We start from the raw sequence: 24,774 nt of genomic DNA, 5'->3' as shown, positions 1-24,774 counted from the left end.
CGCTTCTTTTAAAACTGAATGCCGACAGAAAGAAAGAAGGCATGTGTCATTTTCTTTTTCCAGAGCATATCATTCAACGGTTTCCGTTCGATAAGCATATTTCGTCTGCCACCGTATACATCATAATTGGAGATGGTATATCCGGCTGAAAATACCCAGCTTTCAACTTCTATCTGCATAAAACTCTTTACATTCCAGTACAACCATTCTCCATTCGTATTCGTAACATTCTCCTTAAATATTCCCGTAACGAGATGGTCTTCTTCCCTATAGCCGATCTGAAGGTGCTCGTTGACAGGAATCGCCATATACATACCCGGCTCCACATTGAATGTCACACGCAGATCACGGTCTCCCCACTTATTTATATTAGGAGTACGTAACCGGATAGCCGGACGGAAAAGTATCCGTTTCGCATTCGAATCATCCGAACTGATAAACCATTTCAAATCCGGGCCGCCGGTAGCTGGTCCGGAATAATATTCATCATAGAACTGACCTGTAAAATTAACTCCTCCCGTTACGCCGACATATTTACAAATAAAATAGGTAAAAGACGGCTCCACCTCCCAGGCATAATTATTATTTAATCCTCCGGAGAGGGCAAACTCCCATCTTTTGAATTTGAATCCATCCTCACTTGCACCAGCTAAAACCGGAAATAGCATCATTATCCACAACAGCAATCGTTTCATGTTCTTTTCGCTTTACTACTGATTAGACAGAAAAAACGAAAAATCCCCCTACTCTGTTAAATGCAAATCGTTATAATTTATAAGTCAACATCAGACGTCCTTCCGAAGTATGGGAAAAAACTTCTTCAAAATATTTGTAGTCCGTATGGCGGGAATAATTCATAAACGATCCGGTCAGATACAAACCTTTCCGCAATTTAACATCCAACCGCAAACCGACTGCATGCAGGATCGCTTTCGAACGATCTCCCTGCGCATCCAGGGTCTTCGGATTAAAATTATCCCAATCAATATCTTTCGGATACCCTTTCCAGGTAAACATATGGTAGACCTCATACGTGGTAGATGCTGAGAATTTATCCTTCTTATATATAAAATTAAAACCGACTTTCGTGCTGTATCCGCTTGCCAGGTTATAATTCCGTTCGTCTACCCGGTAATAATCACTTAGTGCCCCGCCTAAAAGTATTCCGTTCAAATGACCATACGCATCTATATCCCAACGTTTGAATCGTTTGTTTTTATATATCAGTCCGCCACCGAACGATGCCGGTGTACAAAATTTATAAGGAGTCTTGGAAGATACATCAGAAATAGTATCCGAATCATAATAGTCAAAATGCTGGTAAAGCCCCAGGCTCAGATAGTCTTTTTTATTATCTATCAGCTCTTTCCCTGCCAGACGACCGATAATGTTCAATTGTCCCAATACCGGTTGTGAAGCCTGTACATTCAGGGCAGCCTTTACTGAGAAATAATCGTAAGGCTTCCGGTTTTCCGCATCGAAACGGTCGCCATATTCAACATTGATTTCGGAAGCCAAACCAACCCCTTTATCAAAAATATCGTCCTCCAGTTCGAGTGCCCTTATTCCTACCGAAATATCCACACTCACATCAGGCACTCCGAATTGTTTACCCGATGTAGGTCTTCGTTTCCAGGCATCTCCGTTGATAATACGGGTAAGGCCACGCATCGGGGAAACTACGAACGAAGCAAATTCACACCCAAAACGGGCAGCCCCGGTTTTCCTGTCATCCAGTATCAGGTCGGATGCCCTATAGAACACCTCTCCCAACGCCATCCCTCCGATCGGTGTCGCTATAATATCATTGGTGGAAGGATATTCACATTCCATGAACATCTCCCACATAAAACTCCCACCAAATGCATATACCCCCGACAACCAATAGTTATATCCATTTGAACGAGCTGCATTATAATACAAACTGCCGTGATAAGGATGCAAGAACATATTCGTTCCCATCCGGTCATTATCCCAGATAAAACCGTGTTTGAAATTCTCTTTAATCGTCTGTCCGTTAATATAGGCAAAATCTCCTTTCTGGATATACCTGTCAAAGATCCAGACTCCCATATTAATGCCGAAAACAGTCGCTCCCGCTTGAAATCCTTTCTTTGGAGAATAATAAGAAAGATCAAGCGAATCAGGAGCTTTAGGTATTGCCAGCTGACGCCTTATTGCAAGTTGGGGATATACAGAACTAACTGATAATAAACATATAAACAATCCTATCACGAACTTTTTCATGTTCCAAAGATAATGGAATAAACAGTTCTGATTTTCTTATTTTTAAAAGTTACCAAAGATGTCGGAATACAGACGAATGATAAAGTGTCCAAACTTAAAACAGTTCAGAAGGATTCCATGAATTACTTCACATACTAAATCCAGGTACATTCTACCAGATGTTCATGTTTTATTTTACAAATTATATAACCCTGTTGATTTTTACTTACATTTGTATCTCACAACCTAAAAATCTAAGTTATGGCACAATCAGGAAGGTTACTCTCACTAGATGTAATGAGAGGCATTACTATCGCAGGAATGATCATGGTGAACAATCCGGGAACCTGGGATTATGTCTATGCTCCACTCCGCCACGCATCATGGAACGGTTTAACACCAACCGATCTGGTATTCCCGTTCTTTATGTTCATTATGGGAGTATCCATGTTCTTTTCCTTACGAAAATACAACTTCAAACTCTCCAAAGAAAGCGTTACAAAAGTACTGAAACGAACCGTGCTTATCTTTCTGGTCGGACTCGGACTGAATATATTCTCACATATCTGTTATAACGGATTTTCTCATTTTGAGAACCTTCGTATCCTGGGAGTAATGCAACGCCTCGCACTGGCTTATGGTGCCGGTTCGCTGATCGGACTCGCCATTAACCACAAATACATTTTACAAACAGCCGCCGGTATTCTGATCGTCTACTGGATGCTTCTTGCTTTTACAGGGAGCACGACATTATCGGAAGATAATATTATAGCCATAGTAGACCGTTTCCTGTTCGGTAACACACATATGTACCATGATTATCTGGCAGACGGGACACGTATCGCTTTCGATCCTGAAGGATTGTTAAGTTGTCTGGGAAGTATCGGACATGTTCTGCTGGGCTTTTATGCCGGCAAGATCATTCTGGACAGTAAAAAAAATAACGAACTGATCATTCGTAATCTGTTTATATTCGGAACAATCATTCTTTTTCTGGGATTCCTGTTCAGTTACGGTTGTCCGATCAATAAAAAATTATGGAGCAGCACATTCGTTTTAACGACCTGCGGGTTCGGTTCATTATTCCTTGCTCTTCTTATCTGGATCATCGATATCAATAGTAAAAAGAAATGGTCGTTATTTTTCGAGTCTTTCGGTATCAACCCGTTATATCTTTATGTGCAGGGAGCTATTTTCGCTGTCATACTCGATAAATGCGGAATAACATCTTATGTTTATTCAGATATACTAGCACCCTTATTCGGTAATTTCGGAGGTTCACTGGTATGGGCAATTCTCTTTGTCATACTGAACTGGATACCGGGATATTGGTTATATAAGAAACATATCTATATAAAACTATAATGAATCGTATCAAGCTATTCCGGCATTGTTTCTATACAAGTATCATTTCGCTATTCCTGCTGTATGCAAGTGAAGTAAAATCGCAGATAAGTGAAGGAGGAAAACCGCTTAGTTTCAACTATCAAAACATGTTGAAAAGTGAACAGCCGGTTGTTCGGATACCTGTCAACTTCAGTGTAGAAGATTTGATCGCTGTCGATGAATGGCGGGTAAGCCAGGGAGCCCCTCTGACTGTTTCCACTTTAATAGATACGGATTTGAATATGGATACTGACGGACAATGGCTTACCTTACCCAACGGGAAAGAAATATGGCAATTACGTCTGCAGGCAAAAGGAGCAATTGCATTAATGCTCTATTACAATGCATTTTATATCCCTGAAGGAGGAAAATTATTTATTTATAATGCCGACAAAACTCAATTGCTGGGAGCTTATACTTCACAGACCAATCCGGGAGGAAAAGCTTTTGCAACGGAATTTGTGGCAGGGGATGATCTTACGATCGAATATGAACCGCCTGTTTCCGGTGAAAAAGCCGGAATAATTATCAATCAGGTAGGATATGGATACAATCATCTGACTATATCCGGGAATTTACGAAGCACAGGTCCGGGAACTTCCAGTTCCTGTATGGTAAATATCAACTGTGAGGAAGGGGAGGAATGGCAGAATGAAAAGAACGGAGTTTGTCAAATGGTTGAAAAGGTAGGTGGCGCCGGGCTCCTTTGTTCCGGTTCTCTGATAAATAATACAGCCAAAGATATGAAACCTTATATTTTGTCTGCTTATCACTGCATGAAAAATTATGATAACGATAAAATAGCTTCGGTAGAAGATTTCAACCAATGGATGTTTTATTTTCATTTTGAACAGACCGGATGTGAGACTTCTTCTCCCGCTACCGACTACAAAACAATGGTAGGCTGTAGCCACATCGCAAGTATCCCGATAGAAGGTGGTTCCGACGGGTTATTATTATTGCTGAATAACAAGATACCTGAGAGTTATAATGTTTATTTCAACGGGTGGAACAGGAGTGATATTGCTCCCTCATCAGGAGTTAATATCCATCATCCTTCAGGCGATTATATGAAAATATCCACCTTCGGCGATCGACCGGTAAGGACAGCGACCTGGATAGATAATACATTTACAACCGGAGCCCCCGACGGACATTGGAACGTAATTTTCGATAAAACCCTCAATGGCCATAGCGTCACGGAAGGCGGCTCTTCCGGTTCACCTCTTTTCAATGAGAATAAACAAATTGTCGGAACATTAAGCGGAGGTAATTCAAACTGCCGCCTGACAAACGGCAATAATCTATACGGTAAATTTTCTTACCATTGGGATCAATACAGCAAGGCGAATACCGGTCGTATGGACATCTGGCTGGATCCGTTGAATACCGGTGTTACCGAACTTCCCGGCCTGGCGCAGACCGGAGAAGAAGGAAATTTGATCAATTACAAATCACCAATAGATGTTACTGCTGAAGTTTCACCTTCCAACCATGTTCTTGTACAATGGAACGCCCCTCTATATACGAAAACAATAGGGTGGGGAACACAAAATGCATACACACACGTGGGATATCAAAGTACTCCTTTCTATTTCGGTCAGCGTTGGGAACCGAAAGACCTGATAAATATCCACAACAAGAAACTGACGAATGTAAAATTCATTCCTGCTGTTAATGTTTACTATGCCATATATATCAAACAGGGAGAGCGGATCTATCAGCAGGAAGTCGGCTCTACGACAGCTAACAGATCGAATACGATACAATTAAAAACTCCATATGTGATCGATGCCAGTCAGGAACTGATTATTTCCATATATGCGAGAAAATACAGTAGAAGTAACGGACCAGCCTATATAGACAAAGGACCGGCTATTCATGGAAAAGGAAATCTGTTATCGTTCGACGGAAACCAGTGGGAATATTTGAAAGATGAAGAAAATGATAATAATTTTATCATATCCGCCACTGTCACTTCGGAAGATGGCGAATTAGCGGATCTCCGGTCTGCCTCAACAGAATCTATCGCAGCTTTTCCTGTTATCACAGGATATACTATCTATAAAAACCAGGAAAAACTCGTAACTGTTCCAGCTTCTACATTCCGATTTACAGACAAAAATGTAACAGCAGGTATACATACCTACAGTGTTTCAGCTCTTTATGACTTAAAAGAAAGTAAAGCGACTAAGGCAGCATCAGAAGTAACAGTAAGTTCTGAAAATATATCGACAGCGGATGATATCAACATTTATCCAACTATATTCAAAGACCGGATCCAGATAAAGAATTACAGGCAAATCAAAAGCATAGAGATTTATTCTACTGACGGAAAAATGATCCGGAAAGTAAACGACCCGACAGAATGGATAGATGTCCAAACCATGCCGCAGGGAGTTTATTTCTTCAAACTGATCACGGATAAAGCTGTCCGAACAATCCGGGGTATTAAACAATAGAATCAATATGAAACCGTCACATCAAAACCAGCTTTCCGTGCCCGGTTGGCTATTGCATCCAATGCTTCTCCGGAAACTTTTTTGAGACCTTTCAAAGGAGTTTCACGGTCGATGGTATAGATCATAACTTGTTTCGGTTTTATTTTCTTCAATGCTTCAAGCCAGCCGTTTATTTCTACTTCAGTCGTATTATCGACCGATTCACCGTTCAATTCGCCCCGGAGGAACATGGTCTGGATAATCAAATTCCCTTTGAAACGGCATAATTGTTCCAGCAACCGATCGAATGTAAAGGAGGGAGAATTCGGAACATTCAATTGCCGTATCCGGCTATCGAGTACAGAATCGAGTTTAAGTATATTATCTTCGATCTTATTTAATGCCCGGAACACACCTTCTTTATGAAGCATCGTCGAATTAGATAAAACGGCAATCTTGGCGTTCGGAAAGAAACGGTCACGGATGGCGATCGTATCTTCAATGATACCTTCGAATTCCGGATGCATGGTCGGTTCACCGTTACCGGCAAAAGTAATCACATCAGGAGCAATACCTTCTGCCTGCATCGCTGATAACTTTTCTTCCAAGGCAGCTTTTACCTCTTCACGAACCGGTAATTTAGTATGCGTACGACGTTCCCCATTCAAACCGCATTCACAGTAAATACAGTCGAAAGAACAAAGCTTGCCGTCCACAGGAAGCAGGTTCATACCCAAAGAAACACCCAGACGCCGACTATGTATCGGACCGAATACTATTTTATCAAAAAGAATTGTTGACATAACTATATATGTTTTTTATCTATCAGGTTCTCCATATAACAAAGAACACAGTCATATTTCTTGAATTATGGACACAAAGCTACAAAAGAGCTTAACACATTGTCTTATCCATACACAATTTATTTTTGATTATACAGGTTATAAAACTATATTTTATTATTTTTGCAATTGGATAGATGGCCGTTATATAGCAATACTCTATCTATTACAGAAAGCATCTGGCTTTATTCTTTTCAATTTATATTTCATAGTTTATAGTATTTTTACTCACTAGTATTTTACATTTGTTTATTCATAAACAAGTCATGTATATATTAGTGCAATGACTATGTATTATAAATTATGAAAGAATTATTGAGACAGCAATGAACCCGGTCAGTTCCTATGCTTTCATTCTTAATTAACTGTCACTTCGTGGAATTGGGGACAGCAATATTATATTATTGTGCTATTCAATTCTATAGAGTTTATCCTTTTTCTGCCGATCGTATTCACACTATATTGGCTGGCAAATAAAAATATAAAGTGGCAAAACTTTTTTGTCATAATTGTAAGCTACATATTCTATGGTTGGTGGGACATACGTTTTCTTTCCCTGATCATATTGACCAGTTCTTTTTGTTTTATCAGCGGGCTTCTTATCGAGCAAGCCACAGGAAACCGTAAAAAACAAAAGATAATCAATGCGATCAACATTTTACTTAACATAGGTATTTTAGGTACTTTCAAGTATTTCAACTTCTTCAGTGCTAATCTGAAAACAGTATTACATACGTTAGGTTTCGAACCTGACTGGATCACATTGGATATACTTCTTCCTGTCGGTATAAGTTTTTACACGCTGCAGGCATTAAGTTACAGCATCGACGTATATCAAAAGAAAATATCAGCCTGTCATGATCCGGTTGCCTTTTTTGCTTTTGTCAGTTTCTTTCCACAACTGGTAGCAGGTCCTATAGAAAGAGCGACCAACTTGTTACCTCAGTTTTATAAACGGCGGACGTTCGATTATCATAAGGCAATAGATGGTTGCCAGCAGATGTTATGGGGGTTTTTCAAGAAGATGATAATAGCTGACAATTGTGCGGTAGCAGTCAATGAGATATGGAGCAGTTATCAGTATCAGAGCAGTTTTACTCTTTTACTGGGAGCCTTTTTATTCACTTTCCAGATATACGGAGATTTTTCAGGTTATTCGGATATTGCTATCGGGTGTTCCCGGTTATTCGGGATCGACTTGATGAAGAATTTCAATTATCCTTATTTTTCAAGAGACATATCTGAATTTTGGAGACGCTGGCATATTTCATTAAGTACCTGGTTTCGTGATTATGTCTATGTTCCTTTGGGAGGGAGCCGCTGTAAAAAAGCAAAAGTGATTCGAAATACGTTTATTATATTCATTATCAGCGGACTTTGGCATGGAGCAAACTGGACGTTCATTGTATGGGGAATTTATCATGCCTGCCTCTTTATTCCTCTTCTGTTACTCAAACGAAACAGAAGATATACTCAAACGATTGTAGCAGAAGGTAAGTTTTTACCCTCTTTGAAAGAAGCAGTACAAGTACTCACCACATGTTTCTTTGTTCTTATCGGATGGATCATTTTCCGGGCAGACAATATAGGTGAAGCAGCCGACTATCTGTCCCGTCTTTTTTCTTCTTCCTTACTGGACATATCTTTTCCTCATGGCAAGAGAGCTTTGATATACTGTTTATTCTTACTTGCCATAGAATGGATACAACGGGAGAAAGAGCATGGTTTACAAATAAACAAAGAGATTAAATCGCCCGTGGTCCGGTGGAGTATCTATTATATACTGATATTTATAATCGTCTTTTTACAAGGTACACCTGCTGATTTTATTTACTTTCAATTCTGAACGTTATGAAGAAGTTTATAAAACAATTGATTGTTTTCTTTATTCCTCTCCTGATCATATTCGCCTTATTGGAATATGCAATCAGACAGATTCCTAATACTTACAAATATAAAAACGAATGGATGTTACAACATGCGGATAGCTTAAATACTCTCATATTGGGTAATTCGCATTGTATGTCAGGGATCGATCCTTTTTTTCTCACTCATAAGGCTTTTAATTTTGCAAATTCTTCACAAGATCTGGAACGCGATTATTTCATACTGACCAAGTACGAAGAAATATATACGGAGTTAAAGTATGTCATCCTTTCTTTCTCGTATTGTACACTTCAGGATAGGATGGATTATACAGACAAATCCCGTTTAAAATATTACGGTATTTATATGGGATATGATAAATATAAATATAGTGTAGAAATCACGAGTAGCATTACTTACGAAAAAATAAAAGAATACTTAAAAGGAAACACTTCACAATATTCTCCGTCGGGATTTATAGTCAATAATTCTTCAATTGAAAATTTAGGAATAAGCGGCATAAAAGCAGCTAAACGACATACATTAAATAACCGGGAAAGTGTAGCTGAAAACCTTATATTTTTGGATAAAATAATCCGGTTCTGTGAGAGTAAACAGATCAAATTAATCCTTGTCACTACGCCGACCTATCCCAGTTATTATGAACATCTGAATGAACAACAACTCGATTTACTGTTTTCTACAGCAAAAGAAAAAGTGGATAACTACCCAAATATCCTCTATCTCAATTTTCTGAAAGATGACAGATTCGATGATATCGATTTCAAAGATGGTGACCATTTATCAAAACAAGGAGCTGAAAAGTTGACCAAAATGTTGAAAGATAGCATCGACTATATCTTAAAAACAGAGTTATAAAATCATATTTTAAAACTTATACCGCAGAAGTACATATAAATCTGTTTTGTTATGTCCTTTTATCTCCTCCTGATCTGTACCGATCACATTACGATCAGCATAATAAGTATGTCCCAGCTTAGCAGAAAGGGATAATTTATCCAGTATGTTCCATCGAAAAGATAAAGATAACCTGATCCCTTTTCCATAAAAAGAAGGCATATTGAAAGCATACAGAATATTCTTCTCATACGAATTAATACGACTGTAATAATCGTCCGTATGAAAATATGCCATATAAATATCCGACTGAAACGGAAGGTTAGACGGTTTCCAGCCTGCCCCTTGTGAAATCATCCATCCAAGACTGCGTTTCCCTTTCCATTCATCATAATAAACACAGTCGGCAGATGTTTTCAATATCCATACCGATCGTATACCATATAAAAACTGTAATCTGAAACGTTGTTGTGAATAGGGCAGGATATTTAATGTCGATTCATTTTCCAATGTCCGATTCTTTTCTTTTTTCCTATACTTATAACGTAAATACCATGCAAAATTTTTACCCGGATCAGCATCCAGTTGAACCATATATTCCTGCCCCGAAGAAGGAGCATCCACACCATATTTTAACCAGGGAAAACGGAACACGTCAGCATACATGAACAACTTGAAATGGGCAAATGGCGTCCATTGCATACCAGCATAAACTCCTTGTTCGTTCTGTACGGAAGAGTTCTGACCGAACGCGTTCCCGAAAAAGGCCTGGTATTTCCTGTCATAATAACGGTGCAATACCAGTAATGACAAATAAGAAACAGGCGTTAACTGAAAGGCATTCAGTGTGGCGACCGCCTTGTTGGAAGATATGGCCGTCTCGCCGTAAAACTTTACTTTTTTAGTTTTCAACATATAATCAACGCTCATGTTGATATTATCGTTCCCCCTAAAATAAAACAGATTATAAGGCTTCGGATCAGGTTGTATCCTATATTTTCCGAAAGAGTAGGACAGGGCTGTTATCCCAACCGAAAAATTGGAATTTTCATAACGCACGTTTCCACCATATGTCTGCATAGGAATAGTATGTTTCTTTTCCCAATCACGTTCCAAACGATGTAAACCGTCTGTTTTAAATGAACTGACTTCATTGTTATCAACACCGGCATCTAATTTCCGGTAAGAATAGAACAGACTGATATAGAACTGTTTCAAGGCTACGGTAGACGCCATTCCGCGAAAGTAATCATTCTCGTTTGTTGAAAAGTGACGACGAAAACCATTCGTTCGTCTTTCAGCTTGTGCCACGATCGAACTACGCCCGGGTGTAAAATCATTACTGATAACCAGACCTTGTCCGAAAGATATCTTATAGTCACCTATAGCCAGACTTTTCAACCACTTATTCATATCCTTGAAAAAAAGATGTATCGAATAGAAATCATACCCTTTGTGATAAGAGTTCCAAAACGGTTCACCGGCGTCTTTTTCTGCCACTACTCCCAGTTGCAGTCTGTCATCAAACGCATACGAATAGCGTAGATGATGATAAAATGGTTCACCCAGATATTTCCGGTTGGGATATTGCTGCAAAATACTATCCGGATATGAACAATATCCTTTTTTCTGTTGAAAACATTTATCATATCTGATTTGCAATTCATTAGAACCATACTTCAACAAGTTCTTAACAGAGAAAGGACGTTTATTAACCGATATATCTCCAATATAAACAAATGGAAGCAACAGGGAAATAGTATCGAAATCCATTCCTTCCATATTCTTTAATTCATAAAGAGTTACCAGTTTTCCATATTTTGTACGATATGTCAACAGACTGGTTATTTGTTGGTCGGACAGAAAAGGCAAACGTTTCAGTTCATTTTCAGTGACACTATTCAGCTCAAAAGGATGTTCCGTCAAGTAGGAGAGATCTGTATATAGGTTTTCAATCCGGGCCTCATCCTCCGTTTCAGAAGCCAGTTCTTCCATATATTCCATCCACTTATCAACAGAATATATATTCTGACTATTAAGGTTATAACTGTTTATCAACAGATATACCAACAGGGTTATCCACAATCTTTTCATAGTTATTATCAGGTTAGAAACAATACTTTAATCCAATACCGGTACTTACTCCTAACACCGGATGATAATGAGCGGCCACATCGACTACAAAGCCGGATAACCGATATCCGATTCCCAAAGTGGGTAGGAGTGGAGTCACTTTTATTCCGGTACGTATATAAAAATGATCGATTAATTGGTATTCTATGCCGATACGACCCGATAAAGTAGTTTGTTTATCCGTCTCCGCATTTCCAACTATCAACAGGTTTTTAATAATCTCCCATTGAAAACCTATTTGTAACGAATAAGAGATAATAGATTCTATATCAATATCCTTTTTTCGAATCTCAACAGAAGGTAAATTCTGTATTAACATACCAATCAACAGCTTTTCAACCGGAATAAACAGGATACCAACATCTGCGGACAAGTATTGTGGGTTTTCTTTCAATAATTTGGCCTGCAGAAATGTGTACTGGATACTGATACCTACGATCCACTTTTCAGTAAGCAATTTCCCCAGAAATATCCGGAACATACTTTCTCTATATTGATCGTAACCGAAAGAAGAGATATTAACACCTGCAGAAAGTAAGTTGTTCGGATAACTGAATGCCATATTCACCATTCCCAATTCTTTCAATCCATAATAATTAAAGTAATTGATATCAACAGATCCGGAACTCTCCAGACCGACCACAGCAGGATTGAATAACAAAGAGTTAGTTACACCGTAAGTACCCATTCCCATACAGCGGATATCGGGTATACGGAGGTTATCAACAGCATACAAACAGGAAGAGATCTCCAACAGGAAGCATAATAAAACTAATCGTTTCATAGATAAGATATGTTTGGTTGTTAATTAAAATATTCTTCCAATACAAAAAGGCTATCCAATATTCATAGTTACCGGTTTTGTTATTATCAGAATCGAAGCAAATATAATGATTCTTATCGAGTTGACAACTTATTAACAACTAAATTATCATTTCCGTATAATAAGTCAAATTCTGTAAAAGCAGCACAGGCTATTGGTAAATCACCTACTTTTGTAGACTATGACAAAGAAGAGATGGTATAAAATCCTTATTTTATTTCTATTCTGTGCAGTTGGGAGCCAGGCACAGAAGCTGAAAATAAATATACTTCCCGAAGGTGTACAAAGAGCGTACATCGACGGGAAAGATACCGTTCCTGTCGTTAATCTGCAGGAAGTCTTCATATTTCCGCAGGTGCGCTTCAAAAATAAACGTGAACAGGAAAAATATAATAAGCTGGTCCGGGACGTTAAACGCACATTACCATACGCCAAAATGGTGTATGAGACGTTGATCGAAACGTATGAATATATGGAAACACTTCCTGATGAAAAAGCCCGGCAAGCCCATCTGAAACGGATGGAAAAAGATTTGTTCAAAGAATATAAACCGGAGTTGAAAAAGCTGACCTTCTCGCAGGGTAAACTACTTATTAAACTGATTGACAGGGAATGTAACCAGTCTAGTTATAACCTGTTGAAAGCTTATCTGGGTAGTTTCAGGGCAGGCTTCTGGAACCTGTTTGCCGGTATGTTCGGAGCCAGCCTGAAATCTGAATATGACCCGAAAGGAAAAGATGCCATGACGGAACGGGTCGTTATTCTGGTTGAAAGAGGATTAATCTGACAACTGTTTAAAAAAATCCCAGATAATGATACCGGTCGTTACCGACACATTCAACGAATGTTTTGTTCCGTATTGAGGTATTTCAATACACATATCACAGTTATCAACAACAGATTGTTGAACACCTTTGACTTCGTTTCCCATCACAACTGCATATTTTTTATCCTTGTCTAACAGCAATTTATCCAACATAGTACTACCTACAGCCTGTTCGACCGCACATACAATATACCCTTGTTGCTTCAGGTTATCAACAGCCTCCTGTGTATCTTTAAAATATCTCCAATCGACAGTTTCTTCAGCTCCTAAAGCAGTCTTGTGTATCTCTGCATGAGGGGGACAAGCCGTAATACCGCATAAATAAATAGCTTCCACCCGGAATGCATCGGAAGTACGAAAAACTGAACCGACATTGTTCAGGCTTCTAACATGGTCAAGCACAACAATTAAGGGTATCTTTTTACTTTCCTTGAAAGCCTCGGGAGTGAGGCGGTTCATTTCTGTTATTTTCAGTTTACGCATAACTACTTTTCTTTGCCTGCAAAAGTAGCTAATTAATGTGGATATGCCGTTGAAAAGGTATTGATAAGTCGTGAACATAAAATGAAAAAAAGTTCTTGCATTATTCAGATTCTTCGTTATACTCCCCCTTGTTTCAATTATGCAACAATAATAACCTATTATTTATTACGAGCTATTAACAAGGGTTATACACGTTTCAACAACCATCCACAGATATAAACTTTTACACAACTGCAGTTATCAACATAAAACTGATAAAGTCTGTAACATAAAGATATCCAGTTATTAATATATCATTTCATATGTTGGTATCCTTTTAATAAGCAGTTCATATACTTTAATAACTCTCCGAGCAAATATTGTAACAGAAATGTATTAACTGTTTCAACAGGATATCATATTCATCATATTTTATTTTTTAATTAAAGATTAATAAGAATATAATATATAATTGTGGATAACTAAAAAGGAATGGCCGGATACGGCGGATATGTTTCGAGCGACTTGCGTCGAGATAGTAAATAGCGATAGCCTAAACTTCCGTGAGGTTGTCCGAAGATACCTATAGCTAAGGTCAAAGATAATAGACTTTAAACATAAAAGCAATAGGTTTTAATGATAAAAGCTATTACTTTTGAATATTGTCATCCCGGTGACGTGCCATCAACACCGAGGTGACGTTTCAATATCATCCCGGTGATAACTTACTCTTCTACCTGCTGGATGTATACAAATGTTAATGGTGACAAACACAAAGGCTAAAGTAGTATGTTTTTACCCCTGGTTGTAACCGTTTTTAAGGATAACTATTTGATAATTAGGTATGACAAACTCTCTGCTCGCCCCTATAAAGTAAGGTAAATAATTTATACCTTTTTGTTGCCGGACGACTAAGTTTTGCTTTTGTTTTTCTGGCGGGAACGAATAAAGTTTTTACCTTTGCAAATTATCAACAAGATGTTAATAAATATACTAATAGTAAGAATATCAATAATAAAGATTGATGATAACCTTGTTGATAGACTATTGAAACCAGGAATAATATAATAGATATACTATGTTGACAAATCAATCGATTGGGTATATGGACGCACCGGTTCCGAAAGATATCGATCTGAAGGAAGCTATCGATAAGTTGCGTAAAGAAAAGAATGTGGTTATTCTTGCCCATTATTATCAGACAGGTGATATACAGGATATAGCTGATTATGTAGGCGATAGCCTGGCATTGGCCCAGTGGGCGGCTAAAACGACAGCGGATATCATTGTGTTGTGCGGTGTTCATTTCATGGGTGAAACGGCAAAGATACTTTGTCCGGATAAAAAAGTGTTGGTTCCTGATCTGAATGCCGGTTGTTCGCTGGCAGATAGCTGTCCTGCTCCCGAATTTGCCGAATTTGTAAAACAGCATCCCGGTCATGTGGTCATTTCTTATGTGAATACGACAGCAGCAGTGAAAGCGGTTACAGATGTGGTGGTAACTTCTACGAATGCCCGCCAGATCGTTGAAAGTTTCCCGGAAGAGACAAAGATGATCTTTGGTCCGGACCGTAACCTCGGAAATTATATAAATAGTATCACCAGACGTAATATGCTGCTTTGGAACGGAGCTTGTCACGTACATGAACAGTTTTCACTGGAAAAGATACTGGAATTGAAAAAACAGTACCCGAATGCGGAAGTGATTACGCACCCGGAATGTAAACAACCCGTAATACAGGTTTCAGACTTCGTAGGATCGACTGCTGCACTTTTGAAGCACACTATCAAGTCTGAGAAGAAACAGTTCATTGTAGCGACGGAAAGCGGCGTTATTCATGAAATGAGGAAAAAGAGTCCGGATAAAGAGTTTATACCGGCTCCTCCTAATGACAGTACCTGTGCATGTAACGAATGTAATTTCATGCGGTTGAATACAATGGAGAAGCTTTATAACTGCCTGAAATATGAAATGCCGGAGATATTTGTTGATGAAGAAGTACAAAAGAAGGCTATCAAACCGATTCGGAAAATGTTGGAAATATCAGAAAAGTTAGGTTTATGATATAAGAAGCCGGAGAATACTTAAATATCTCCGGCTTTTACTTTGTCGATTATTTGACAGGTCGGTTTATTTTACGACCATTATTTTGGTAACTACGCTTTCTTTGGCTTCCGGTGTAGCTGCTAACACCAGGTAGATTCCGGTAGCAACACGGCTTCCGCCTCTTTTACGACAATCCCAGGTGAATGTTCCACCGGCAGATTTGCCCTGGTAAATGATATTACCCCTTATATCTGTTATTTTTACGTTTGAATCGTTCATAAGCCCGACGATGGTTACACGGTCGTTATGTTCGGGGCGGACAGGATTGGGATAAGCATATATATCCGAATAATCTTCATTGCCTTCTGTAGCATCGGTTATGTAGGATACCAGTCCTTTTTCAGTACCGATAAAGACTTCTCCGGTAAACTGGTTAATAGTTAATGAATTTATCTGGTTGGACGGAAGAGGGGAATTGGCAGTAGTAAAGTTGGATATTGTTTCCATACCGTCTTCACTGACCAGGAAAACCCCGGAACTGTTTGTTGCAATCCATTTCCGGTTGCCTCCGTCGACAGCGATGGCATTGATCTTTTCACCATCCAATAGATAATAAGGTTCTCCGTTATCGTTTGTTCTAACAATACGGGATGCGGATATATTGTTTATATTGTTTCCCGGATTGGTACAAACGATCGGACCTCTGGAGGTCCCAATCCAGACATGACCGTTTTTATCTTCCGTTACACAATAATATCCGCTGGCATCGATGGTTCCGTTCGTATCGCTAAATGTTTCATATAAACGGGATTCATCATCACTTTTATCATCTATGGTCCCTTTATCATCAAAAATGAGGATACCTTCGTCGGCGTTGATCCATTTACGGTTGTTGGAAGTGATAGTTATTTTATCTACTTTATGGGCATTGGTGAAATCACTAAATCCGAAGCTGGCCCAGGTTCCGTCGGTTTTCAGTACTTTAAGTGCATCCGTTACTTCACAGTTAGTGGCCCATAAATTGCCTTCTTTATCGAAAGTAACACCTCCTATACGGACATAATCCAAAGGGTTGAGTCCTGGTATGTAAGTAATCGGAGTTAATGCACTGTTCGTATGGTCATATAATTGTACGACTTCATTATTTTTAATTTCGACTATACCTTCTCCGTAAGAAGAAATAAAATAGTGTTCAGGATCTTTCGGATCAACAGCTATTCCCGTATAATCTCTTACTCTTCTGAATTTATTGTTTACCTCGTTTTCATTAAAATTATACCATTTCCCATCCTCATATTCCATTAAAGTACCGGCTCTTCCCCAACGATCAGTTCCACGTCCTCCTCCGGCTACTAATAATTTATTTTCGTGCATTGTCATGAAATAATTATAGTTTCTTTTAGGATATTTGGTGTTATCGTTGGTATTTTCCAGTATAATTTCGTATTGATTATTATTTTTTCTTATTCCTTTTATCCCGTTGGTACCCGAAGCGATCCAGAAAGTGTTGGGATCTTTAAGAGATGCAATATCGTTAATAACTACTGCATTCACGACATCTCTATCGGTAAAGGATGAATAAATATATAATTCGGAATAGGTGTAAGTTATCAGTTTGTTATTTTGAATAACCATCTGTTTTAAATCCCTATTTTTTAATAGGTTTTTTACAGTTCCGTTTGATTCCTGATAATAAATTCCTGTCTTGCTTTTATCACTGGGATCGGCAAGGAAACAGAGATTATTCTTAAATAAACCTATTTGACGAATACTTTCCGTACCAAATTCAGAAGAAGATAATGTATAGTTTTTCCATTCATTATAATCCAGTAAATTACTATCCAAAGAAGCAAAAATTAATCCGGTAGCAGTGGCAGCATAAATATGATCGGTATCGATAACGACAGAATATACTTTCTTATTTAACTTATATGTATCTTTGATTTCTTTTTTGGCCATATTTAAGACTATGATTCCGAAATTGGTAGATAAATAAGCTAGTTCTTTATTAAGATAGATGTTATTTATAGTTTTATCTGTTATATTTGAATTATCGAGCAAATAAGATAAATTGTAAATACCGGAATCACTTAACAGATCGATATTTCCATTACTATATGTAATTAATAGTGTATTTACTTCAGGGTTGAAAATGATAAAGTTTATATCGCTATCACTTAATCCTGTTTGTTTTGAATAATGAGTTATACTATTATCTTCTTTGTTATAACTGTAAAGAGATCCATCTGCTACTGCATACACATGATTATTTGCTTCGGCAATCTTAGTTGTCGTATAATATGCCAGATAAGTACTCCATTCTCCTACACTTTTCTGAGCTGAAGTATTAAATATTATTATGCATAATAATAGAAGAGTATATATTATTCTTTTCATAATTTATTCTGATAATGTGGATAAGAAAGCATTCAATTTTTTTACAGCTTCCGCCCGGTGGCTGATTGTATTCTTTATATCATTACCCATTTCGGCAAATGTTTTCGTATAATTATCCGGCATAAAGACAGGATCATATCCGAATCCGCTTGTTCCGCGCTTTTCTTTCGTTATCTGGCCGTTAACGACCCCTTCAAACAGATATTCTTTATTATTCAGGATAAGTGCTATAACAGTACGGAAACGGGCTTTCCGGTTTTCTTTACCGGTCATTTCCTGAAGAAGCTTTTTCATGTTAGCCTCTGAATCATGTCCCGGACCGGCATATCGTGCAGAATATACGCCGGGAGCATTGTTTAAAGCTTCCACTTCAAGGCCGGTATCATCAGCAAAACAGTCATAACCGAATTTTTCTTTGATATAACGAGCTTTCTGAAGAGCATTACCTTCCAGGGTAGCAGCTGTTTCCGGTATATCATCATGGCAATCGATGGCGGCCAAGCTTACTATTTCTGTATGACCGGCAGTTATTTTTTGTACTTCATCCAACTTATGTTGGTTATTTGTTGCGAATACGAGTTTCATATGTGTGAATATCTAAATAAAAAAGCACTTCTGTACGATATATATAACGTATGGAAGTGCTTTTAATTGTTTGAATAATATTTTAAGTTTTTATCTGATCGAAACCTTCTCCGTAAACTCCCCGGACAATGCTTTGGGAAATGAAAGCCTGGTGGTCAATCTGTTTTACCAGACGGAAGATAGATACCGATTCTGACTTTTTTGCCAGTAGTACGACTACTTTTACCGGTTTTCTGGAATAACCTCCTACACCGTCCAGTATGGTACATCCTCTGTCCAGATCGTGGATGATCCTCTCGGCTATTTCATCATACTTTTGGGAGAATATGAGGAACTGTACCGATTGACGGTTTCCATTCAAAACCATGTCAAGAACATAGTTGCTGATTATCATTTCAACAAAACCGAAAACGATCTTATCCACATTGTGGAAGAGGAAAAAGGAAGAGCTGATAATGAAAAAGTCGCAGAATAGCAGTGCACGTCCAATAGATATGTTCTTATATTTATTGACAATCGCTCCGATAATATCCGTTCCTCCGGTACTTCCGTTTGCTGAAAATACCAATCCTAATCCGGCTCCGCAGAGGAGTGCCCCGATCATGATCGCCATAAATGGTTGATCGTGCAATATAGGATTGCCTTTCAATAACCATTCAAAGAATGACAGCGAAGCGGAAAGCGAGAATACTCCGAAGATTGTTTTGATAAGGAATTTGAATCCCAGGATCTTCAGAGCAGCTAATAGTAAGACTACATTGATAACAAAGTATGAAACCGATACCGGTATTGCACCGCCGGTGGCAAAGAATATCAGTGCACAGATACCGCTTACACCACCGGTGACAATTTCATTAGACAGGATGAATGCATTGAATCCGAAACCATATAATAAGGTTCCGAACAAGATCATCAGATAATCCTGTATTGAATAATAAACTTTATAAAACTGAGCCGTTCTCATCAAATAACGATATTAACGATCTTACCCGGAACGACAATGATCTTTTTAGGAGTCTTGCCTTCCGTCCACTTAGCGGAACTTTCGTGGTTGAGAGCTGCCTTTTCAACCTCTTCACGGGGCATGTCAGCCGGAAGTTCCATACTGAAACGGGCTTTTCCGTTGAATGAGATAGCGTAAGTAACTGAGTTTTCTTTCAGATACTCTTCGTTGTGCTGAGGCCATTGAGCATCGCAAACTGTAGTCGTATGACCACATTCATGCCATAACTCTTCTGCAGTATGAGGTGCAAACGGAGCCAACAGAATGATCAATTGTTCCAGGATGGCACGTTTATTGCATTTCAGACTGCTTAATTCATTAATACAGATCATGAAAGCACTGATAGAAGTATTATAAGAGAAATGCTCGATATCGAATGTAACTTTCTTGATCAGTTTGTGTAATGATTTTAATTCTTCGGCTGTCGGTTCTGCATCTGTTATCTGCAGGCTGTCGGTATTTCCGTAGAACAAAGCCCAAAGCTTTTTCAGGAAACGGTGAACACCGTCGATACCGTTTGTATCCCAAGGTTTGGATTGTTCCAGCGGTCCTAAGAACATTTCATACAGACGTAATGTGTCGGCACCATACTTTTCAACGATCATATCCGGGTTTACTACGTTGAACATGGATTTTGACATCTTTTCAACAGCCCATCCGCAGATATATTTACCGTCTTCCAGGATGAACTCTGCGTTGTTATATTCCGGACGCCAGTTCTTGAAAGCTTCGACATCCAGGATATCGTTGTTTACGATGTTCACATCCACATGAATAGGAGTAACTTCATACTGGTCTTTCAGGTTTAGTGAAGCGAATGTATTGGTATCTTTTATGCGATATACAAAATTGGAACGTCCCTGGATCATACCCTGGTTAATCAGTTTCTGGAACGGTTCTTCTTCACAGATAACTCCCATATCATACAGGAATTTATTCCAGAAACGGCTATAGATCAAGTGACCGGTAGCATGTTCAGTACCACCGATATACAGGTCTACATTATGCCAGTATTCATTTATCTGTTTGTCTACCAATCCTTTGTCATTATGGGGATCCATATAGCGCAGATAATAAGCAGAGGAACCTGCGAATCCCGGCATAGTACAAAGTTCTAACGGGAAAATGGTTTTGTTATCTATTTGGGTCGTTTCGACTACTTCTTTCTTTACGGAATCCCAGGCCCATTTGGTTGCATGTCCTAACGGAGGTTCACCTGTAGCAGTCGGCAGGAATTTATCCACTTCCGGCAGTTGTAACGGCAATGCTTCGAAAGGTAACATCTGAGGCATTCCGTCCGCATCATAATATACCGGGAACGGTTCGCCCCAATAACGCTGGCGGCTGAAAATAGCATCACGTAAACGATAGTTTATCTTTACTCGTCCTAACTTATGATCCGATACATATTTCTTGGTAGCAGCGATTGCTTCTTTTACCGTCAGACCGTTTAATGATAAATCGCAGTAAGGACTAACATCGGGTCTCGGAGAATTGCAGACAATACCTTCTTTAGCATCGAAACTTTCTTCGCTAACATCGCAGCCTTCGATTAACGGGATGATAGGCAGATTGAAATGTTTTGCAAACGCATAGTCACGGCTATCGTGTGCCGGAACTGCCATGATAGCCCCTGTTCCATAGCCAGCCAATACATAATCGCTGATCCAGACAGGTACTGCATCACCTGTAAACGGGTTGATAGCGTATGAACCACTGAATACACCTGTCACAGAACGGTCGGCAATACGTTCACGTTCCGTACGTTTCTTGGTACGATTCAGGTAAGCATCGACAACTTGCTTCTGTTCGGGTGTTGTTAATTGTTCAACCAATTCACTTTCAGGAGCCAACACCATGAAAGTTACGCCGAACATGGTATCCGCACGAGTAGTAAAGATGGTAAATTCTATATCGCTATCTTTCACTTTGAACAGGATTTCAGCTCCTTCGCTGCGGCCGATCCAGTTGCGTTGTGTATCTTTCAGAGAGTCCGTCCAATCGATGGTGTCCAGTCCGTCCAGTAAACGCTGAGCGTAAGCAGATACACGCAGGCACCACTGACGCATCATTTTCTGTTCTACAGGGAAACCGCCACGTTCGGAAACGCCGTTCACTACTTCATCGTTGGCCAGTACGGTTCCCAGTTCGGAACACCAGTTGACCATTGTGTCACCCAAGTAAGCGATTCGGTAATTCAACAGTATAGCTTGTTTTTCTTTATCGCTCTTAGCTTTCCATTCTTCAGCGGTGAATTGCATTTCTTCTCCGCAGGCAACATTCAGACCTTCCGTACCTGTTGTTTCAAATGCTTCGATCAGGTTTTCGATGGGTAATGCTTTCTTTTCGTCGTTGCAATAATAACTGTTGAACATTTTGATAAATGCCCATTGTGTCCAGTGATAATATTCCGGGTCACAGGTACGGATTTCGCGGCTCCAGTCATAGCTGAAACCTATCTTATCCATCTGCTCGCGATAACGGGCGATATTTTGTTTCGTAGTTACCTCAGGATGTTGTCCGGTTTGGATGGCATACTGTTCTGCAGGCAGACCATACGCATCGTATCCCATCGGGTGTAAAACATTGAAACCCTGCAGGCGTTTGAAACGGGAATAAATATCAGAAGCAATGTAACCGAGCGGATGACCAACATGTAGTCCAGCTCCTGATGGGTAAGGAAACATATCCAACACGTAGTATTTGGGTTTATCTTTATTCTCCTTCACTTTATAAACCCCATTGGCAATCCAGTATTCGTGCCATTTTTTCTCAATTTCTCTGAAATTGTACTCCATAATATTTAATCGTTTTATATCGTTTTCAGTTTAAAGCCACAAAGTTAGTCAATTTATTTAGTTTTACTTCACATAACCTATTTTCGGTCGGGAGTTACCTGGCTTTTCTTTATTTTTTGTAGCAAGTTCTGCCAGGGCAAGATAGATATCATCAAAATGTTGCTCGTAGTTTTCATGATCTTTACTGAGACTTTCAATATCTTCCTGAAGAAACTTGACTTGCTGCTCCAGTTCTGATAGTTTCTTATTAGTTGGTGACTGATCGTAGTTTGCAATCAGTTGTTTTCTCATTTGGACGAAGGCACGCATAATGTTACGGTTTATTTCTATAGCAATGTCACTATTTAATACTGAAGATAACATGGCTACACCTAATTCGGTGAAAGCGAAAGGCATGTATTTGAAGTTTTTTCCTCTTCCTTTGTTCAAGGTCACAATTTGTGACCTTGAAAGTTCCTCTTTAGAAAGTTCAAACATAAAGTCCTCATCTTCAAATCGTTTTATATTACGTTTTACAGCTTGTTTTAAAACTTTGGTTTCAATACTATATAACTCTGCAAGATCGAAATCCAACATAACTTTTTGTCCTCTGATCTCATAAATTTTGTTTTGTATTACCTGTAAATTCATAGTTTATAAATTTTGGTGATTAATAAGTGGCTAAATGTATGAATAATATTTATTTATCCTTGTCCCCTTCGATGAAAAAAGGCAAAAGTGATACATAAAGTGGTAGATAACGAATAATAATTGTAGATACAATGAACTATCTAAATCTACCTCCAGAAATGTGACAAATTATTTTTTACCGATGGAATGTCGGATACTTGTTATGGAACCGGTATCCGATACCTAGCATTAAGTAATTGGGAGTATGGAAGTTTTGCAGATTATATCCGATATGGATAAATGAGCTGCGGGTAACTTCTATTTTAAGAGCTAGGACCTGATATAAACCTTTCAGGTCACCTCCCCGGTGTATTACATTTCCTCCTAAACCTATTCCGACTGTAAAATAAGGCATTACGTATTCGGCACGGGCGGAAAGTCCCAGTGCCAGCTGGTAACTGAGTGGCGGCCGGTAAAACTGTTCGGTCGAAGATGATGACGGGTCGGCATAGATATTGGCACTCTCGTCATAAATGCCGTCCACGGATACACCGGCACGGAAGTTATATCCGAAATTATACATCGGATTGATATTGAACCCTGCTACCGCAAAAGCTCCCGGTGCGGCAATCTGTCCTTCTCCTACATAAACACCTTTTCGCCTCCAGGAACCGAACAGAACGACATCATAACTGATATGACGGGGAAAGCGGGGGACAGGAGGCTGGAAGAACGGCTTGGAAAATAAATCTCCATTTCGATTGAAGTTATATACTAATCCTACTTTCAGTCCGATCGTATTCAGTCCGGCATTCGGAAACCGGGTATTTCCATTCGAGAAGTGTGTTAGATCGACTCCCGCCGTCAGGTCCAGTTCTTTTGAGAGGATATAGTTCAGATAGAAGTTCGTATTGATATATGCATTGATTTTCGATCCGATCACTTTGTTGTATCGGTTATCGTATTCATCATAAGGCTTCCAGCCGAAAGATACCCCGAAGTTCCATTCATAGTTGAGCGATAAACGCGGATTGATCCGGGCGATCCGGGCTCCCTGGAACAGGTAAATGGCAAAAGGATTTCCTATCTCTTCTTTATCTTCAAACGAATACATGGACAATCCGAGACCCTGGTAAGAACCTCTGTAAATCCGGTCCGTATAGCTGTTCGGATAGTATTGGAAAGAGTATTTCAAATGGGCGGAGACGGATTTCCGAATCGGTTCCATATCCATATTATCTCCTCTCAGGAAAGAGTTGGTAGGGAAAATATAGGTAGGTCTGGCATCGATACCTATTCGATGAATCAAATGACGCGAGTAGGATATGGAATCTGTCATATCCCCCGGTACGTTTTTATGTATCCCTTCATCAGCGAATGCAATGCCGGATAGAAAGCACATTGCAATCAGGATAATCAGTACATTCAACCTCTCTGTTCCACTTTTCATACGTTTCTCTACTCGTTTGTTA

The 24,774-nt window shown here is 39.1% G+C and carries 18 protein-coding genes; 6 read left to right on the top strand and 12 right to left on the bottom strand.

Going from position 1 to position 24,774, the window contains the following annotated elements; all coding sequences use genetic code 11:
* Positions 1 to 8: 8 nt before the first annotated feature.
* Together DWX23_RS12220 and DWX23_RS12215 are read right to left on the bottom strand one after the other, a co-directional pair.
* Positions 9 to 695 carry a hypothetical protein gene (locus DWX23_RS12220; protein ID WP_122374697.1) on the bottom strand — a complete coding sequence of 229 codons (687 nt, stop codon included), beginning with the start codon at positions 693 to 695 and terminating at the stop codon, positions 9 to 11.
* Between the two features lie 70 nt (positions 696 to 765).
* Positions 766 to 2,247: a DUF3943 domain-containing protein gene (locus tag DWX23_RS12215; protein WP_122374696.1), complete on the bottom strand. Its 1,482-nt coding sequence runs from the start codon at positions 2,245 to 2,247 to the stop codon at positions 766 to 768.
* Positions 2,248 to 2,487: 240 nt separating this feature from the next.
* Here DWX23_RS12215 and DWX23_RS12210 point away from each other — a divergent pair, with 240 nt between their 5' ends.
* Positions 2,488 to 3,591 (top strand): acyltransferase family protein, encoded by a 1,104-nt coding sequence (locus tag DWX23_RS12210; protein ID WP_122374695.1) that lies wholly within the window; start codon positions 2,488 to 2,490, stop codon positions 3,589 to 3,591.
* Positions 3,591 to 6,074 (top strand): T9SS type A sorting domain-containing protein, encoded by a 2,484-nt coding sequence (locus DWX23_RS12205; protein ID WP_122374694.1) that lies wholly within the window; start codon positions 3,591 to 3,593, stop codon positions 6,072 to 6,074. The genes DWX23_RS12210 and DWX23_RS12205 overlap by 1 nt, the downstream gene beginning before the upstream one ends.
* 2 nt (positions 6,075 to 6,076) lie before the next feature.
* On the opposite strand, the gene DWX23_RS12200 is transcribed toward DWX23_RS12205, so the two are convergent.
* The gene (locus DWX23_RS12200; protein WP_122374693.1) at positions 6,077 to 6,856 is read right to left on the bottom strand and encodes a radical SAM protein; all 780 of its coding nucleotides are present in this window, start codon (positions 6,854 to 6,856) and stop codon (positions 6,077 to 6,079) included.
* A gap of 445 nt (positions 6,857 to 7,301) precedes the next feature.
* On the opposite strand from DWX23_RS12200, the gene DWX23_RS12195 reads away from it, so the two are divergent.
* Complete coding sequence (locus DWX23_RS12195) at positions 7,302 to 8,741, top strand: MBOAT family protein (protein WP_122374692.1); 1,440 nt, start codon at positions 7,302 to 7,304, stop codon at positions 8,739 to 8,741.
* 5 nt (positions 8,742 to 8,746) lie between these two features.
* Positions 8,747 to 9,640, top strand: coding sequence for a DUF1574 family protein (locus DWX23_RS12190; RefSeq protein WP_122374691.1), 894 nt, complete (start codon positions 8,747 to 8,749; stop codon positions 9,638 to 9,640).
* Positions 9,641 to 9,649: 9 nt separating this feature from the next.
* Here DWX23_RS12190 and DWX23_RS12185 read toward each other — a convergent pair whose 3' ends face one another.
* The gene (locus DWX23_RS12185; RefSeq protein WP_122374690.1) at positions 9,650 to 11,713 is read right to left on the bottom strand and encodes a helix-hairpin-helix domain-containing protein; all 2,064 of its coding nucleotides are present in this window, start codon (positions 11,711 to 11,713) and stop codon (positions 9,650 to 9,652) included.
* Positions 11,714 to 11,726: 13 nt separating this feature from the next.
* The gene (locus DWX23_RS12180) at positions 11,727 to 12,536 is read right to left on the bottom strand and encodes a hypothetical protein (RefSeq protein ID WP_122374689.1); all 810 of its coding nucleotides are present in this window, start codon (positions 12,534 to 12,536) and stop codon (positions 11,727 to 11,729) included.
* Positions 12,537 to 12,756: 220 nt separating this feature from the next.
* On the opposite strand from DWX23_RS12180, the gene DWX23_RS12175 reads away from it, so the two are divergent.
* Positions 12,757 to 13,362: a DUF4294 domain-containing protein gene (locus DWX23_RS12175; protein WP_122374688.1), complete on the top strand. Its 606-nt coding sequence runs from the start codon at positions 12,757 to 12,759 to the stop codon at positions 13,360 to 13,362.
* Here the strand turns inward: DWX23_RS12175 and DWX23_RS12170 are convergent.
* Complete coding sequence (locus DWX23_RS12170) at positions 13,354 to 13,884, bottom strand: RNA methyltransferase (RefSeq protein WP_122374687.1); 531 nt, start codon at positions 13,882 to 13,884, stop codon at positions 13,354 to 13,356. The genes DWX23_RS12175 and DWX23_RS12170 overlap by 9 nt on opposite strands.
* A gap of 1,057 nt (positions 13,885 to 14,941) precedes the next feature.
* Here DWX23_RS12170 and nadA point away from each other — a divergent pair.
* Positions 14,942 to 15,928 carry a quinolinate synthase NadA gene (gene nadA / locus DWX23_RS12165; RefSeq protein WP_122374686.1) on the top strand — a complete coding sequence of 329 codons (987 nt, stop codon included), beginning with the start codon at positions 14,942 to 14,944 and terminating at the stop codon, positions 15,926 to 15,928.
* Positions 15,929 to 15,994: 66 nt separating this feature from the next.
* Here nadA and DWX23_RS12160 read toward each other — a convergent pair whose 3' ends face one another.
* The 6 genes from DWX23_RS12160 to DWX23_RS12135 all read right to left on the bottom strand — a co-directional run bounded on the left by DWX23_RS12160 (position 15,995) and on the right by DWX23_RS12135 (position 24,752).
* On the bottom strand, positions 15,995 to 18,307 hold the full coding sequence (locus DWX23_RS12160; protein ID WP_122374685.1) for a two-component regulator propeller domain-containing protein: 2,313 nt from the start codon (positions 18,305 to 18,307) through the stop codon (positions 15,995 to 15,997).
* A gap of 3 nt (positions 18,308 to 18,310) precedes the next feature.
* On the bottom strand, positions 18,311 to 18,892 hold the full coding sequence (locus tag DWX23_RS12155; protein WP_122374684.1) for a non-canonical purine NTP diphosphatase: 582 nt from the start codon (positions 18,890 to 18,892) through the stop codon (positions 18,311 to 18,313).
* A gap of 82 nt (positions 18,893 to 18,974) precedes the next feature.
* Entirely contained in the window at positions 18,975 to 19,856 is an 882-nt protein-coding gene (locus DWX23_RS12150; RefSeq protein ID WP_122374683.1) for a YitT family protein, read from the bottom strand.
* On the bottom strand, positions 19,856 to 22,693 hold the full coding sequence (leuS, locus tag DWX23_RS12145; protein WP_122374682.1) for a leucine--tRNA ligase: 2,838 nt from the start codon (positions 22,691 to 22,693) through the stop codon (positions 19,856 to 19,858). The genes DWX23_RS12150 and leuS overlap by 1 nt, the downstream gene beginning before the upstream one ends.
* 63 nt (positions 22,694 to 22,756) lie before the next feature.
* A complete protein-coding gene (locus tag DWX23_RS12140; RefSeq protein WP_122355228.1) occupies positions 22,757 to 23,323 on the bottom strand; it encodes an ORF6N domain-containing protein in 567 nt (188 codons plus the stop codon).
* A gap of 175 nt (positions 23,324 to 23,498) precedes the next feature.
* A complete protein-coding gene (locus DWX23_RS12135) occupies positions 23,499 to 24,752 on the bottom strand; it encodes an acyloxyacyl hydrolase (RefSeq protein ID WP_122374681.1) in 1,254 nt (417 codons plus the stop codon).
* Between the last annotated feature and the right edge of the window lie 22 nt (positions 24,753 to 24,774).

The organism is Parabacteroides sp. AF18-52, assembly GCF_003479145.1.
Taxonomy (GTDB): domain Bacteria; phylum Bacteroidota; class Bacteroidia; order Bacteroidales; family Tannerellaceae; genus Parabacteroides; species Parabacteroides faecis.
The sequence above is the reverse complement of the archived record's forward strand: the minus strand, read 5'-3'. Positions and strand labels throughout refer to the sequence as shown.

Bases quoted from the DNA above. Each gene is read 5' to 3' on its own strand.
- DWX23_RS12220 (WP_122374697.1), bottom strand. From the start codon at position 695: ATGAAACGATTGCTGTTGTGGATAATGATGCTATTTCCGGTTTTAGCT.
- DWX23_RS12215 (WP_122374696.1), bottom strand. From the start codon at position 2,247: ATGAAAAAGTTCGTGATAGGATTGTTTATATGTTTATTATCAGTTAGT.
- DWX23_RS12210 (WP_122374695.1), top strand. From the start codon at position 2,488: ATGGCACAATCAGGAAGGTTACTCTCACTAGATGTAATGAGAGGCATT.
- DWX23_RS12205 (WP_122374694.1), top strand. From the start codon at position 3,591: ATGAATCGTATCAAGCTATTCCGGCATTGTTTCTATACAAGTATCATT.
- DWX23_RS12200 (WP_122374693.1), bottom strand. From the start codon at position 6,856: ATGTCAACAATTCTTTTTGATAAAATAGTATTCGGTCCGATACATAGT.
- DWX23_RS12190 (WP_122374691.1), top strand. From the start codon at position 8,747: ATGAAGAAGTTTATAAAACAATTGATTGTTTTCTTTATTCCTCTCCTG.
- DWX23_RS12185 (WP_122374690.1), bottom strand. From the start codon at position 11,713: ATGAAAAGATTGTGGATAACCCTGTTGGTATATCTGTTGATAAACAGT.
- DWX23_RS12180 (WP_122374689.1), bottom strand. From the start codon at position 12,536: ATGAAACGATTAGTTTTATTATGCTTCCTGTTGGAGATCTCTTCCTGT.
- DWX23_RS12175 (WP_122374688.1), top strand. From the start codon at position 12,757: ATGACAAAGAAGAGATGGTATAAAATCCTTATTTTATTTCTATTCTGT.
- DWX23_RS12170 (WP_122374687.1), bottom strand. From the start codon at position 13,884: ATGCGTAAACTGAAAATAACAGAAATGAACCGCCTCACTCCCGAGGCT.
- nadA (WP_122374686.1), top strand. From the start codon at position 14,942: ATGTTGACAAATCAATCGATTGGGTATATGGACGCACCGGTTCCGAAA.
- DWX23_RS12160 (WP_122374685.1), bottom strand. From the start codon at position 18,307: ATGAAAAGAATAATATATACTCTTCTATTATTATGCATAATAATATTT.
- DWX23_RS12155 (WP_122374684.1), bottom strand. From the start codon at position 18,892: ATGAAACTCGTATTCGCAACAAATAACCAACATAAGTTGGATGAAGTA.
- DWX23_RS12150 (WP_122374683.1), bottom strand. From the start codon at position 19,856: ATGAGAACGGCTCAGTTTTATAAAGTTTATTATTCAATACAGGATTAT.
- leuS (WP_122374682.1), bottom strand. From the start codon at position 22,693: ATGGAGTACAATTTCAGAGAAATTGAGAAAAAATGGCACGAATACTGG.
- DWX23_RS12140 (WP_122355228.1), bottom strand. From the start codon at position 23,323: ATGAATTTACAGGTAATACAAAACAAAATTTATGAGATCAGAGGACAA.
- DWX23_RS12135 (WP_122374681.1), bottom strand. From the start codon at position 24,752: ATGAAAAGTGGAACAGAGAGGTTGAATGTACTGATTATCCTGATTGCA.